The organism is Planococcus sp. 107-1, from assembly GCF_021513255.1.
GTDB lineage: Bacteria > Bacillota > Bacilli > Bacillales_A > Planococcaceae > Planococcus.
On sequence record NZ_CP090977.1, the window covers coordinates 2,408,889 to 2,422,271 of the forward strand.

The window sequence follows — 13,383 nt, forward strand, 5'->3', positions numbered from 1 at the left end:
TAATATACATCAAAACAAACTGTATTAATACAGTGAAATTAAAATTTTTTATTCGAAAGGGATGGTTAAATGGTCAGCAAACAACAACAAGCAGAAGAATTGAAAAAGAGCTGGGAGCAGGACAGCAGATGGAATGGAATTGAACGCCCTTACTCCGCAGAAGATGTCGTTAAACTTCGTGGATCCATTCAAATTGAATATACTTTAGCTAAAAAAGGAGCTGAGCGTTTGTTCCGCTCGATCCATGAAAAAGATTTCGTCAACGCGTTAGGCGCATTGACCGGCAACCAAGCCGTCCAGCAAGTCAAAGCCGGACTGGAAGCAATCTATTTGAGCGGTTGGCAAGTGGCCGCGGATGCCAACTCAGCTGGACAAATGTATCCAGACCAAAGTTTATATCCGGTCGACTCGGTACCGACGGTTGTCAAAAAGATCAACCAGGCATTGCAGCGCGCCGACCAAATCGATCATGTCGAAGGCAATGAAGGATTCGACTGGTTCGCACCGATTGTTGCAGATGCAGAAGCAGGCTTCGGCGGCCCGTTGAATGTATTCGAATTAATGAAAGCGATGATTGAAGCCGGTGCAGCTGGCGTCCACTTTGAAGACCAATTGGCTTCAGAAAAGAAATGCGGCCATTTAGGCGGGAAAGTTTTGCAGCCGACGCAAAATGCTGTGCGCAATTTGGTTTCTGCCCGCTTAGCATCTGACGTGCTCGGTGTACCAACTGTATTAATCGCACGGACTGACGCAGATGCCGCTGATTTGATTACCAGCGATATCGATCCATTAGACCATCCGTTCATCACAGGTGAACGCACACCGGAAGGATTCTACCGGACGAAAGCTGGAATCGATCAAGCCATTGCACGCGGCCTTGCTTATGCTCCATACGCTGATTTAGTTTGGTGCGAAACTTCGCATCCGAACTTGGAAGAGGCAAAACAGTTCGCCGATGCAATCCATGCGAAATTCCCTGGCAAATTGCTCGCTTACAACTGCTCGCCTTCCTTCAACTGGAAAGCGAAGCTCGATGAAGAAACCATAGCGAAATACCAAGTGGAACTTGGGAAGATGGGCTATAAATTCCAGTTCGTCACGTTGGCCGGCTTCCATGCTTTGAACCATAGCATGTTCGAGCTTGCACATGATTATAAAGACAACGGCATGGCCGCTTACTCGAAATTGCAGCAAGCTGAATTTGCGAGTGAAGCAAAAGGCTATACAGCCACTCGACATCAGCGTGAAGTTGGAACCGGCTACTTCGATGAAGTTTCACAAATCATTTCTGGCGGCACAAGCTCGACCACTGCCATGAAAGGTTCGACTGAAACGGCTCAATTCCAATCGGTGAAATGAAAGGATGATTTGATTGATCACGAAATCGAATGTCTCCATTAAAAATACTGTGACACCCGAAATGGAAACGATTTTAACGCCTGAAGCATTGGTATTTATTGAAAAACTGCATGTGCATTTTGATGGGAGGCGCCGCAGTTTGCTTGAACAGCGCCAAGACCGCCAACAAGAAATTAATCGTGGAAAACCGCTGGATTTTCTTCCGGAAACGAAGCATATCCGCGAAGGCGACTGGACAATTGCTCCGTTGCCGGACGATATGAAAGACCGGCGCGTGGAAATCACCGGTCCGACCAACAGGAAAATGCTGATCAATGCATTGAATTCAGGCGCGAAGATGTTCATGGCTGATTTAGAAGATGCGACCGCACCGAATTGGTTCAATGTCATCGACGGGCAGATCAATTTGCGTGATGCGGTGAGGCGGACAATCTCTTTTGAAGCGCCCGGCACTGGAAAGAAATATTCTCTGCAAGAAGACACGGCCGTCTTGATGGTCCGGCCACGCGGCTGGCACTTGTCCGAGAAGAACATCGAGATAGATGGCCGTGCTGCTTCAGGCAGCTTAGTCGATTTCGGCCTTTACTTCTTCCACAACGCAAAAGAGTTGATTGACCGGGACACGGGTCCTTATTTCTATCTTCCGAAAATGGAGAGCCATTTGGAGGCAAGGCTTTGGAATGATGTTTTCGTTTTTGCACAAGACGAACTCGGAATCCCGCAAGGAACCATTCGTGCGACGGTGCTGATCGAGACCATTCTAGCAGCTTTTGAAATGGACGAAATTCTTTATGAACTGCGCGACCATTCAGCTGGACTCAATTGCGGCCGTTGGGATTATATTTTCAGTGTTATCAAGCGCATGCGGAACCGTCCGGAATACCTTTTCCCTGACCGGGCACAAGTCACGATGACGGTGCCGTTTATGCGAGCCTATACCCAATTATGCATCCAGACTTGCCACAGGCGGAATGCACCGGCACTTGGCGGCATGGCAGCACAGATTCCAATCAAAGGAAATCCGGAAGCGAACGAAGCGGCATTTCGAAAAGTGGCGGAAGACAAGCGGCGGGGAAGCGGCAGATGGCCATGACGGCACATGGGTCGCCCATCCAGGAATGGTCGCTGTCGCAATGGAGCAATTTGACGACTTAATGCCTTCGCCCAACCAGATTCACCGGAAGCGGGAAGATGTTCAGGTGAGCGCAGAAGATTTGGTGGAAGTGCCTACCGGCAACATTACGGAAGACGGATTGCGTGCCAATATCTCCGTCGGCATCCAATACATTGCTTCATGGCTATCCGGCAACGGAGCTGCCCCCATCAATCATTTGATGGAAGATGCAGCCACAGCCGAAATTTCCCGTTCCCAAGTGTGGCAGTGGATCCGCCACCCAAATGGAATGTTGGAAGATGGACGGGACATCACGATTGAGTTGTTCCATGAAATCATCGAAGAAGAAGCCAATACAATTAAAGAAACTGTCGGAGATGCCATTTATCTTTCAGGGCATTTCGCAGAAGCCCGCGAATTATTTACAGAGCTGACGTTACAAAATGATTTTGCCGAATTTTTGACATTGCCAGGGTATGAAAAACTAAACTAACATACTGGAGGAGATCCCTATGAAAACGACAAAAACATACGAAACACGCTCTAAGAAAGAATGCCGGGAATGCGGCTGCGAAATCAAAGAACAACGTGAATCCATCATCTATGAATGCGAACGCTGCATCGCAAGCAAAGACGAATAACCGGTTGAAGGCCTCTTCCACATATGGAGGAGCCTTCTTTTTTATTGCTTACAGACAAAAAAGAACCGCTCCAGCGCAGTTGCTGGAGCGGTTCCATCCATCAATCTTGATTGGACGATTGAATGCGGTAACGCGAATCTTCTTCTAGTTTATTAAAAATTTCAATGAAACGGATGCCTTGAGGTTTTTCTTCAGCTGGCGCCTCTTCAGCATCCAGTACATCTGCCAATGGCTTAGACTCCGGTTCAATGATGCGTGAATCGAAATCCTCCATCAAGCTTTGCAGACCCTCATAGCCATCTATTTTTTTATCTTTGCTCACTTGCTCATAAAGCTCTTGTGATTCATCTTCTGTCAACTCAACATATCCTACCGTGATCCGTTTTTCCGTCATGCGATGACCTCCTGTCAAACTCGTTACGTTTCCTTTCTATACCCTTCACTGGAAACGGGGTAAACATCCGCTGAAGCAGGCTTTTTCACTTGCCAGAACAAAGGTGCATTTTTTGGAAGCTTCCCGAAAACAAAACTTGCAAAAGGAATAAAGCGGTGGAACCACCAAATGACGAAATAACAAATCACGGCTACCAAGAAGTATTGGAAGAATATCATGAAATGCCAAGAATACCAGCCATCCTTGATCGGAAAATAGATATTCACTTGCGTGATAACGTAAGGATGCATCAAATAGAAACCGAAAGAATAATAGGCGATATTTTTGATTTTCAACGTGGTGCTTTCCGCGAATGACATGACAAAGCGCTCTGATAGATAGAAGAAGAAAATTCCACCCACGACCAGGAAACCGATGCCGATCAATTTATATAATTCCTCTGGAATCGGCACCCGTGTATTAAACGCATTTTGATAGCGGATCAGCACATAGGGGATCGCCATTGAAAGGAATGCCAAAAAGAGCCAAGCAGTTTTGGTTTTGGTGACTTTCGCGGTCAATTCCTCATAATGAAGCCCGATCCAAGCGCCAAGCAAAAATGCCGCCATTGTGGACATAAAGAACGGACCCGTGATTAACTGATATTTGAGATTTGCAAAATAATAGACGAATTCAATGACAATGCCGACGAGCCATAAATATTTTCTCAGGAAAGCTGACTTTTGCACAATGAACATTAGAATCGGGAAAATCAAATAGAATTGAACCACCAGCGAAATAAAATGAAGCTGGTATTTACTGCCGCCGTCAATAATATTGTCTATAATGCCAGCGAGATCGAACACTTTATGGTTGTAGTGGATTGCATCTGCTTCATAGATGATGCACCAGACAACATATGGAATTAATATGTATACAACCCGTTTACGGAAATAATCGAGAAGGACTTTCGGGGTCCATTCGCGGTTCCGGTAATTATAGAAAAACACAATTCCCACGAGCATGATGAACAGACCGGCTTCTACACGCACGATATTGTTTAGAAAATGATAGGACATATGTTGAATCGTATTCGGTGAAAACAGATGGCTATATGGCGCCGTCACATGGACCAGAACAACCATCATCATTGCAAACACCCGTATGTAATATATCGATTTAATTTCTTTTTTCAAATCCACTACCTCCGGAAGAAATTGCAAAGTGAAAGTGCCACTCTTGCCTCCCTCCATCTTATCATAAAATTAGCATGTTTAGGTTCCTTTAATACATTGGATAAACAAGTAGAAGACTCCACTCGTTTCCGTTATGATGTTATTACAAGAAATTTACAACGACCGGAGTGATTTCCATGCGTGTAGCAATATTCGATTTTGACGGAACCCTGTATTCAAAAGAAACTTTTCAATTGATGATGGACCATTTAAAAAACCATCCGACCCACAGCAGCAGGTATCGCCAGTTCTACCGTGCGATTATGCCGCCCTATATCGGTTCAAAATTAAAACTTGTCTCTGTCCAAAAAATGCGTGAACGGTCTGTACAAGCTTACCTAACTGCGCTTAAGAGTTTTACTAAACCGGAAATGGAATCCTATTTCACAGAGATTGCAGACAAAATGCAGCATGATTTTAACCCAAAAGTTGTTGAGCGGCTAAAAAATCATGTCGAAAAGGGAGATTATGTGATGCTCGTTTCTGGCGCCTTCACTCCTTTGCTTCATTCAGTTACCGATAACTTGCCGATCCAGGCCATTATCGGTACGGAAATCCCTTATACCAATAGCATCTTGGATCATCAAGCTAAGATCAACCACATACAAGGGGCGATGAAAACCAAGAAGATCCATGAAGTATTGGCCGGAAAAGAAATCGACTGGGCAAATAGCTTCGCCTATGGGGACAGCCATTCCGACCTGCCCGTTCTGGAACTTGTCGGCCATCCTGTAGCCGTTCAACCAGAAGCACGCCTCCGTACTGTGGCAGAACAGCGAAACTGGGAAATTATCTAAAAAAAAGCGATCCGCCGAATTACCGGCGGACCGCTTTTTTTACTTTTCTCCCATCACTTCAATGCAAAGGCGAATGCCTTTTACTAGGTCGCTGTGCGGCCAACTTGGAATATTGCCGTGCTCTATCCCCAGTTCATGGGAAGCGGGAATGTGGATAAATCCAGTCGGCATGTTCAGCTGTTGGATTGCAGCTAGATGAAGACCTTCATACATAATATTGTTGCATAGATATGCACCTGCTGTATTTGAAACATCTGCAGGCAAGCCATTTTGAATCAAGCGATCAACCATTTTTCGGATAGGCAGCGTTGATAAATAAGCAGGCTCTCCATCAAGCTCAATCGCTTCATCCACCGGCTTATGCCCTTCGTTGTCTGCTGCCCCGTCTTTAAAATTGATCGCGATACGCTCGGGTGTGATCTTAAAGCGCCCCGCTGCTAATCCCAACGACACCACTGCGTCTGGCTTGGCTTCTTCTATGTAAGATAAGAATTGGTTGCCTGACTTATTAAAATCTACCGGCATCACCTTTCCGATAATCTCATAGCCAGCAATTTTTTCTCCGTCTAACTCTTCCACTATTTTCATCGTCGGATTGACAGTATAGTCCGAGAACGGTTCAAAACCGGTCAACAATAGTTTTTTCATCCTCTTCACACCTCTCCCTTTTATTATAGCTGAAAATACAGAAAAGTTAAAATACATTTTTATTCATTAAATCGAATAAAAAACCCTTTATTATTTGCATTTAGTTTGTTAAAATTCATTTAGTTGAATAAATATTCGAAAACTTGGAGGAATTACATATGAAAAAGAAAAATGTTTTATTGGCTTTAGCTGCATCTGCTGCATTAATGCTTGGGGCTTGCGGAAATGATGACTCAACTTCAGGAAGCTCGGAAGCTTCGGATGAAACAAAAGTGTTGAAAATGGGTACTTCAGCAGAATTCCCCCTTTTGAATCCCGCAACGTTGATGGGGAAATTGTGGGATTTGATATTGATTTGGCCAACCATATTGCAGATGAACTCGGCTATAAACTCGAAATTACGGATATGAAATTTGACGGCTTGATCGGTGCTCTTCAAAACGACCGTGTGGATATGGTTATCGCCGGTATGTCCGCGACCGAACAGCGTAAAGAGAACGTCGACTTTTCTACAGAATACAATCATTCCGGCGAGATGTTCTTGACCCCTAAAGGGTCGGATGTGAAAAGCCTTGAAGATCTCGAAGGAAAAGTCGTGGGTGTACAGCTCGGTACAATTCAAGAAGAAGGTGCGAATAGCATCATCGAAGACGAAGGCATCAATTTCGAGCTGAAAGCATTGGATGATTCCGGAGCTTTGATCCAAGAGATTTTGTCCGGCCGCATCGATGCAGCTTATATGGATAAAGCCGTGGCGAAAGGCTATATCGAAGCCCAAGACCTGGATGCATTTGATGATCCGACAACCGCTTCCCCTGGAATGGCCGTTGCTTTCCCGAAAGGCGGCGATCTTGTGGAAGATGTGAATGCTGTCCTTGCTGAAATGGAAGAAAGCGGCAAGATTGATGAACTAAAAGAGAAATGGGAGATCCAAGAGTAATCTTCCTGAGAGAAAAGAGTTGGATACAATGAACTTAGACTTTTCGCAAATCGTCCCGTATATCCCTTTCATGTTGGAAGGGATTTGGGTGACGTTGAAATTCGTATTCTTTGCCATCATTTTAGGAGCAATTCTCGGGACGATTTTAGCTTTATTCAAAATCGGCAGCATCAAACCCCTGCGTTGGTTCGCTGATGCCTATACATCGATTTTCCGCGGCACTCCCCTGATTTTGCAATTGATGATTATTTATTATTCTATCCCGCAACTAACCGGCTATGACATCTCGCCTTTCCTTTCTGCGATCCTGGCATTCGGATTAAACTCTTCCGCCTACATTTCAGAAATCATCCGGGCTGGCATACAAGCTGTGGATAAAGGGCAGATGGAAGCGGCACAAGCTCTAGGCATCCCTTATCGCGCAATGATGAAAGACATTATTTTGCCGCAGGCATTGAAAAACATCCTTCCTGCTTTGATGAATGAATTTATCACTCTAACGAAAGAATCAGCCATCGTTTCAACCATCGGTTATCTTGATTTGATGCGCCGCGCACAAGTCGTCGGCTCCGACCTATTCCGCAACTTCGAACCGCTATTGTTCGTCGGTTTGATCTACTGGTGTCTGGTCATGGGATTGACGGTTCTTGGAAGATTGTTCGAACGGAGGTTGAAACTAAGTGATTAAAGTAGAAAAGCTGTATAAAAAGTTTGGAAACAACGAAGTCCTGAAGGATATTTCCACCGAAATCAAAAAAGGCGAAGTGGTCTCGATCATCGGCCCTTCCGGCTCAGGAAAATCAACTTTCCTGAGATGCTTGAATTTGTTGGAGACACCCACTTCGGGCTCAGTTATCGTAAATGGACAGGACTTGTCCGGTCCCAAAAAAGACATCCAGAAAATTCGCCAGCAAATTGGCATGGTGTTCCAGCATTTCCACCTCTTCCCTCATCTGACGGTTTTGGAGAATTTGACGTATGCCCCGATGAAAGTCAAAGGCGAGAAAAAAGCGTTGGCTGAAGAAAAGGCGCGGACATTGCTAAAACGCGTCGGCTTGTCGGATAAAGAAAAAGCCTATCCAAGCAGCTTGTCTGGTGGGCAAAAACAACGTGTTGCCATTGCACGGGCTTTAGCAATGGAACCGGAACTCATGCTTTTCGATGAACCGACTTCAGCTCTCGATCCCGAAATGGTGAAAGAAGTGCTCGAAGTCATGAAGGACTTAGCAAAATCCGGCATGACAATGGCCGTCGTCACGCACGAAATGGGCTTTGCCCGCGAAGTAGCAGACCGTGTCATCTTCCTCGACCACGGCGTATTGGTGGAAGACGGCCAGCCAATTGAATTTTTCAACAGCCCGAAAACAGAACGTGCGAGAGATTTTTTGGAGAAAGTTTTATAAAAAAAGCGCCTAAAGCGGCGCTTTTTTCTATTTACGCACAACTTCCTTATGAACCAGCACTTGTTCATCCGATGCTCATATCTCCTCCGTTTATTTACCTGCCCTCATGATATAATCAAAGCAGTTTGAAATAATAGAGGTGGAAATGTTGATTCGAAAGATTATACTCTCAATAGCTGTTTTCTTTTTCATGGCGCTGATCCTATTTACCGGCATGATGTTCCTGAAAAACGAAACAGAAGTCTACTCGCTAGGAGAAATGAAATTAATGGTGGAAAAGCCGACGTTTTTCACCCTAGCAGATGCAAAACCTATACAAGAAGATGAAGATCTTATTTCTGAACATGAAATCACGTTGCTTGGGCTTCCGATTGGTACTTATACCCTTGTCGAGCGGACTTTGGAAAATGGCGTGAAAATCATTTTTGAAGAAATCGATAATACCAGTTGGATGCCTTATGCGCTTTCATTGAATACAGACGGTTTAAAGGAAGCTAAAGTGAAATCATGGAATGACGAACCGGTGCCACGCGATGAGGATCCGGTATACGGCAATGACCCGACGCAACCCTTTTGGCACAATCTCTTTTTCTGAGAATGAGATATTGCAAGGGAACTTATACGTATCGCGCCAAATCCCTCTAGGAAACGGCAATAAAGTCCAGGAACTGCGCCACGAAATTCCTGATCTCACTATAGAGGAAGGCAGTTTGCTAAAAAGCTTCTGGCTCCCGCCAAAACACCAAGTGCAAACGTGGTTTATGTTGGCCCAAACTCCATTTTTCGAATCCGAAGAAACGGAAGACGAATGGGTTCAATTTGCCGCTGAAAACCGGCAACAGCAACTGAATTGGCTGACGCCTGCTGGACCATTGGTTAAAGTCGAACAAACAGACGATCTTCGCACAGAGCTTGCCTATGATTTAAACGAAAATCGGACAGCAGATACGGTTTCAGCAGAATGGAATGAAAAATCCCCTTCCCTCTTTTTTGAATCGATGATGCTGAACGCTGACATCAATTCAGGTAAATGATTAGGATCCGTAAAAGCAGTTTCGCTTTTGCGGATTTTTTTTGTAACAATCGTCCTCTTCAAGCGTCTAACTCTAAAAATACGGGAGGATCTCATGGCCAAAATATGGACAATCGTTTTCTTCATGCTCGCCGCTTTTCCTGCAATTGCACTCGCAGCACCCGATCCAAATGAAGTGAAAGCGATTAAACAAGCAGCGCCAGTCCATCTGATTGGCACCGTTATTGAAGACGAGATGCTCGAACAAATCGATGACTCGAATTTCCCATATCAGGAACGGAAGATGGTTTTACAGATCACCTCGATCGTTAAGGGCCTTGAAGAGGCAGATGCCAGTTCCTCTGTGGAAGTGCATTATACGTTTATTCCGTCTTGGCTCGAGATGGAAGGCGGAGCCCGGATGGACATTGCTAAATCGGACGAAATCGAAATTTGGCTAAAAAAAGAGGCAGGTGTCTTAAAACCCGCTCTTTCAGGAAATACGGTTGTGCATCTATATAAAAATGAGAAGCGTCCGCAACACATGCTTCTCCCTGCAACAACCGTGCCAAATTTTATTAAAAGCAAATTGAGTGCCATGCCTCTCGGAATAATCGTAGCGGTCCTGCTCTTTTTCTCCTTATTTCTAATTGCCGGTATTTCAAAACGATTTTCTGCTCGTTAACACGCAAATCCGAGTTCATTCGCTTCCAATAAAACAGAATAATCAGTATAATTAACAGAGAGAGAATAATTCATCCTTCAGCTAACGATTTTATTCATAAGGAGGCTATTTCATCATGGAACGCGCTCGAGTGGACCAAAAAGAAATTACCCGTCTCTTGGATGAAGATTATTATGCGGCTTTGAATATGATTGGCGAAGGCGGACCGGATTTTGCGGCTATTGAGGATGATGCACCTGAAGAAGTGAAGCGAGACGCCAAGAAGGCGGAAGAGCTTCACTAAAATTTTATCTTAGAACAAAATAAGGCCCCGAGAAAGCCATGCTTTCTCAGGGTCATTTTTTGCTCATTCCATTAATTCGGCAATGATTTCATAAGAACGCAGACGATCTTTCTGGTGGAAAATCTGCGAATTGATGATTACTTCGTTCGCTCTTGTTTTATTGATGAAACTGCGCAGTTTTTCACGAACCACATCCGGTGTCCCGACAATCATCGATTCCGAATCCAATTTCTCACGGAAAATCGCAATTTCACGGTCCGTCCATTCCTCTTCCAAATTATCGATTGGCGGCATGAAAGTTGTTGGCATTCCGCGCATCAAAGCAAACATTTGCGCTTGGCTTGAAGTCGCTAACCACTCAGCCCGTTCTTGAGTATCGGCTGCGATCACATTGACCCCAACCATTGCATAAGGCTCTTGCAAGTCTTTCGATGGTTTGAAATTCTGATGGTACAATTGCATGGCTTGCATCGTAAAGTCCGGTGCAAAATGGCTGGCAAACGAAAAAGGCAATCCTTTCACTGCTGCAAGCTGGGCGCTATAGCCGCTTGAGCCCAATAGCCATAAAGGAATATTCAAGCCGATTCCTGGATAAGCCTTGACGCGGCCAACCGGGTTATCGGAAAAATAATTCTGCAGTTCAGCGACAGACTGCGGAAATTCATCCACATTGCTCTGCAAATTTCGGCGGAGCGCATAAGCCGTTGCCTGGTCGCTCCCTGGCGCCCGTCCCAATCCAAGATCGATCCGTCCTGGATAAATCGTCTCGAGCGTTCCAAACTGTTCAGCAATGACGAGCGGTGCATGGTTAGGCAGCATAACCCCACCTGACCCCACTCGGATCGTATTCGTATGGCCTGCAATATGGCCAATTAATAAAGAAGTCGCAGAACTGCCGATTCCTGGCATATTGTGATGCTCAGCAAGCCAGTAACGGTTAAAGCCCCATTTCTCTACATGCTGGGCAAGTTCTACACTATTTGCAAAAGACTCAGCCGTTTCGCTGCCTTCATTGATCGGCGCTAAATCCAAAACGGATAAGGGAACATTTTCAAATTTCTTTTGATTCATCTGATCTTCACTCCTTGTCACTAATATTGTAGCGATTTTGCCAAATAAAGGCATGCAATCAGCTCAGACGAGAAAAGCGCAAGCGCCCATCTAGCCCCGACAGGCTTAAGGCAGAACACACAGGAAATCCTGATTTCCGCAGTGGGCTGACTTAAGACCCCGAGGGGCTGGGCGCTGGAAACTGGACAACGAAAAGCGCAGGCAGCTCGCCAGCCGCGACAAGCGCTGGAAGCCTTAGCGGTAATGGCGGGTTTTGCCATTGCTGATAAGGCTGAAGCGACCTCGAGCGGCTAGCTGCCGGAGTCTGGACAATCAGAAAAGCGGAGCCGCCTTGACAGCCGCGACAAGCTTAGGTCCCCCCATATCCCCACGCTAATTTCTGCCACATAAAAAAGCCGACTCGGGATTTTTCGAGTCAGCTTTTGCTGGTTTCTGGGCGCAAAGCAATTACTTCCTGCAAAGAAGAAATAAACTTTACGGACAATAGCGATTGAAGATGATGAAGCTTTTTAGCATGAATCGGTTTCACTCCGCAAATAATGCTTTCTGTTCCCATCACGGAGATTGTCTGCAAAAGAGATTCTAAGCTGGTCAATCCCTGACTTGTAATTTTAGTCATTGCAGTAAAGTCCAGAATGACCATTTCCGCATCTACTTGATAAATATTTTCCAACAAGCGGGAACTGACTGCTTCCACTTTTTCTCTGGATAATTCCCCAAATAACGGTATTAAGAGCCGGTCCCTATCCAATTGGATGCAAGGAGCGGATAACTCTTGGACTTGCTGCAACAAGTCCGCAGTCCGTTCTTTTTCCAAAAATAAATCATAATCGGTTTCATTTAGACGGGAACGGAGCTGGCCAAGCTGCTGGATGACTCTCTCCATTTTACCGTCTTTAGGCACAAGTATTACAGATAAGCTAAATTGGCTGTCCCATTTTGCAAAAACATCTGCCAAAATCAGATTGCTTGGCTGGGCGATCACATTCAGTTCAAATTTTTCGACCACCGTTCCAGAAGCAAGCATCTTCTTTGCTTTGTTTGCACTCGCTTCATCCACGATTTCTAAGAATGACGAAATCTCGCCAAACAAACGCCGAGCTTCGTCGGAACAATTGACCACGGAGAGCTTTTCGTTTAACCGAAAAGCCGGGAGCGGCAATGCATCATATTGATATTCTGTATTCATCATCCGGCTCCTCTCCCGTTTTAATCCAGTGTTCCAGTTGCTCGAGGTCCTTCACTAAAATGGCGCCTTCATCAATCAGGATGCGGCTGCTTTCAAATGCAGCCGCTCGGCCACCGACGATGATTGCAGGAGCATGCGCCAGCTCTTTGAAACTTTTGATATAAGCTTTTAAAGTTGGCAGACGATAGACAAGCGCCGCTGATAAAGCGATGGTGTCTGGCTGCCAGCGATTGGCCGCTTCTATAGCATGGTCAAGCGGCATATTCGGCCCTAAATAATGGACAACCCAGTCGTTTTCACGGAAAAGGCTTGAGACCATCTTCAATCCGATATAATGTTCTTCACCCTCAGGCCCTAATACCATGACTTTTCGTTTTGAAGAATGCGTTTCTTCTCCCCGCTTATCAATTATCGAAACGACAAAATCGCAAATCGCCGTAGCAAGATGTTCATCTGCCACTGAAATGGTATTCGTTTCCCATAACTCACCGATATGGTACATGGCAGGTGTTAATAGCTGATCAAAAAGTTTTTTCCGGTTATGGCTGTCGAGAAATTGCTGAACTTGCACCAGCGCTTCCCGGTCGTTGCCTTGTAAAAAAAGTTCGGCTAATTCGGTTGGTTGGATCATCT

Annotated in this window: 17 protein-coding genes and 1 pseudogene; 12 read left to right on the top strand and 6 right to left on the bottom strand. The window is 45.3% G+C overall.

What is annotated here, in order from left to right; translation table 11 throughout:
• Positions 1–69 precede the first annotated feature (69 nt).
• Genes aceA through L0M13_RS12615 form a run of 4 tightly spaced genes read left to right on the top strand, consistent with a single transcriptional unit; the run spans position 70 to position 3,114 of the window.
• Entirely contained in the window at positions 70–1,359 is a 1,290-nt protein-coding gene (aceA, locus tag L0M13_RS12605) for an isocitrate lyase (RefSeq protein WP_235196830.1), read from the top strand.
• A gap of 13 nt (positions 1,360–1,372) precedes the next feature.
• Positions 1,373–2,452 carry a malate synthase gene (locus L0M13_RS18355; protein ID WP_260107502.1) on the top strand — a complete coding sequence of 360 codons (1,080 nt, stop codon included), beginning with the start codon at positions 1,373–1,375 and terminating at the stop codon, positions 2,450–2,452.
• Positions 2,343–2,966 carry an aldolase/citrate lyase/malate synthase family protein gene (locus L0M13_RS18360; RefSeq protein ID WP_260107504.1) on the top strand — a complete coding sequence of 208 codons (624 nt, stop codon included), beginning with the start codon at positions 2,343–2,345 and terminating at the stop codon, positions 2,964–2,966. Before L0M13_RS18355 ends, L0M13_RS18360 begins: the two co-directional genes overlap by 110 nt.
• Before the next feature lie 19 nt (positions 2,967–2,985).
• The gene (locus L0M13_RS12615) at positions 2,986–3,114 is read left to right on the top strand and encodes a YhfH family protein (RefSeq protein WP_199876594.1); all 129 of its coding nucleotides are present in this window, start codon (positions 2,986–2,988) and stop codon (positions 3,112–3,114) included.
• A gap of 100 nt (positions 3,115–3,214) precedes the next feature.
• Here the strand turns inward: L0M13_RS12615 and L0M13_RS12620 are convergent, their stop codons facing one another.
• Both L0M13_RS12620 and L0M13_RS12625 read right to left on the bottom strand, forming a co-directional pair.
• The gene (locus L0M13_RS12620) at positions 3,215–3,508 is read right to left on the bottom strand and encodes a hypothetical protein (RefSeq protein WP_235196831.1); all 294 of its coding nucleotides are present in this window, start codon (positions 3,506–3,508) and stop codon (positions 3,215–3,217) included.
• Positions 3,509–3,531: 23 nt separating this feature from the next.
• Positions 3,532–4,683 (bottom strand): acyltransferase, encoded by a 1,152-nt coding sequence (locus tag L0M13_RS12625; protein ID WP_235196832.1) that lies wholly within the window; start codon positions 4,681–4,683, stop codon positions 3,532–3,534.
• A 176-nt stretch (positions 4,684–4,859) separates the two neighbouring features.
• Between L0M13_RS12625 and L0M13_RS12630 the strand changes: the two genes are divergently transcribed.
• Complete coding sequence (locus tag L0M13_RS12630; protein ID WP_235196833.1) at positions 4,860–5,519, top strand: HAD family hydrolase; 660 nt, start codon at positions 4,860–4,862, stop codon at positions 5,517–5,519.
• A gap of 39 nt (positions 5,520–5,558) precedes the next feature.
• On the opposite strand, the gene pcp is transcribed toward L0M13_RS12630, so the two are convergent.
• Positions 5,559–6,167, bottom strand: a complete 609-nt coding sequence (gene pcp / locus L0M13_RS12635) for a pyroglutamyl-peptidase I (RefSeq protein ID WP_235196834.1) — start codon at positions 6,165–6,167, stop codon at positions 5,559–5,561.
• 158 nt (positions 6,168–6,325) lie between these two features.
• On the opposite strand from pcp, the pseudogene L0M13_RS12640 reads away from it, so the two are divergent.
• The 7 genes and pseudogenes from L0M13_RS12640 (at position 6,326) to L0M13_RS12670 (ending at position 10,490) form a co-directional block, all read left to right on the top strand.
• Positions 6,326–7,107 (top strand): annotated as a pseudogene (locus L0M13_RS12640) (ABC transporter substrate-binding protein).
• Between the two features lie 28 nt (positions 7,108–7,135).
• Positions 7,136–7,795 (top strand): amino acid ABC transporter permease, encoded by a 660-nt coding sequence (locus tag L0M13_RS12645; protein WP_052650895.1) that lies wholly within the window; start codon positions 7,136–7,138, stop codon positions 7,793–7,795.
• The gene (locus L0M13_RS12650; protein WP_235196835.1) at positions 7,788–8,510 is read left to right on the top strand and encodes an amino acid ABC transporter ATP-binding protein; all 723 of its coding nucleotides are present in this window, start codon (positions 7,788–7,790) and stop codon (positions 8,508–8,510) included. Before L0M13_RS12645 ends, L0M13_RS12650 begins: the two co-directional genes overlap by 8 nt.
• Before the next feature lie 148 nt (positions 8,511–8,658).
• The gene (locus tag L0M13_RS12655) at positions 8,659–9,105 is read left to right on the top strand and encodes a hypothetical protein (RefSeq protein ID WP_235196836.1); all 447 of its coding nucleotides are present in this window, start codon (positions 8,659–8,661) and stop codon (positions 9,103–9,105) included.
• A 10-nt stretch (positions 9,106–9,115) separates the two neighbouring features.
• A complete protein-coding gene (locus L0M13_RS12660) occupies positions 9,116–9,544 on the top strand; it encodes a hypothetical protein (protein WP_235196837.1) in 429 nt (142 codons plus the stop codon).
• A gap of 93 nt (positions 9,545–9,637) precedes the next feature.
• Positions 9,638–10,207, top strand: a complete 570-nt coding sequence (locus L0M13_RS12665) for a hypothetical protein (protein WP_235196838.1) — start codon at positions 9,638–9,640, stop codon at positions 10,205–10,207.
• A gap of 115 nt (positions 10,208–10,322) precedes the next feature.
• Positions 10,323–10,490 (top strand): hypothetical protein, encoded by a 168-nt coding sequence (locus tag L0M13_RS12670; protein WP_235196839.1) that lies wholly within the window; start codon positions 10,323–10,325, stop codon positions 10,488–10,490.
• A gap of 63 nt (positions 10,491–10,553) precedes the next feature.
• On the opposite strand, the gene L0M13_RS12675 is transcribed toward L0M13_RS12670, so the two are convergent.
• The 3 genes from L0M13_RS12675 to L0M13_RS12685 form a co-directional block, all read right to left on the bottom strand.
• Complete coding sequence (locus L0M13_RS12675; protein WP_235196840.1) at positions 10,554–11,561, bottom strand: LLM class flavin-dependent oxidoreductase; 1,008 nt, start codon at positions 11,559–11,561, stop codon at positions 10,554–10,556.
• Positions 11,562–11,976: 415 nt separating this feature from the next.
• Positions 11,977–12,750 (bottom strand): STAS domain-containing protein, encoded by a 774-nt coding sequence (locus L0M13_RS12680; protein ID WP_235196841.1) that lies wholly within the window; start codon positions 12,748–12,750, stop codon positions 11,977–11,979.
• On the bottom strand, positions 12,728–13,381 hold the full coding sequence (locus tag L0M13_RS12685) for a cobalamin B12-binding domain-containing protein (protein WP_235196842.1): 654 nt from the start codon (positions 13,379–13,381) through the stop codon (positions 12,728–12,730). The genes L0M13_RS12680 and L0M13_RS12685 overlap by 23 nt, the downstream gene beginning before the upstream one ends.
• Positions 13,382–13,383 lie beyond the last annotated feature (2 nt).